General features: G+C 65.3%; 1 protein-coding gene. It reads left to right on the top strand.

Going from position 1 to position 421, the window contains the following annotated elements; translation table 11 throughout:
- Positions 1-421 (top strand): phospholipase D-like domain-containing protein (locus FCS21_RS16515; RefSeq protein WP_246047324.1); only part of this gene is annotated, 421 nt, incomplete at both ends.

Genomic DNA, 421 nt, shown 5'->3' with positions numbered 1-421 from the left:
TTCGTGCCGGGACAGCCCGGGCTGGTGTACCTGACGGGGCGCGCCGACGCGGGCGTATCGGTGAGCTTGTTGACCAACTCCCTTGAAGCCACCGACGTGCCTGCCGTACATGGCGGCTATGCACCGTACCGCAAGGCGCTGCTGGAGCACGGGGTAAAACTCTACGAGCTACGCCGCCAACCGGGTGACGGCGGCGGCAGCGGCCCGCACCTGTTTCGTCGAGGCACGTTCCGCGGCTCGGACTCGAGCCTGCACAGCAAGGCGATGATCTTTGATCGGCAAAAATCGTTTGTCGGCTCTTTCAATTTCGACCCGCGCTCCGTGCTGTGGAACACCGAGGTCGGCGTGCTGGTGGACAGCCCCGAACTGGCGGAACACGTGCGCAATCTCGCCCTGCAAGGCATGGCGCCGGCCCTGAGCT

The sequence above is a fragment of the Colwellia ponticola genome (assembly GCF_005885605.1).
GTDB classification, from domain to species: Bacteria; Pseudomonadota; Gammaproteobacteria; order Enterobacterales; family Alteromonadaceae; genus Colwellia; species Colwellia ponticola.
The sequence above is the reverse complement of the archived record's forward strand: the minus strand, read 5'-3'. Positions and strand labels throughout refer to the sequence as shown.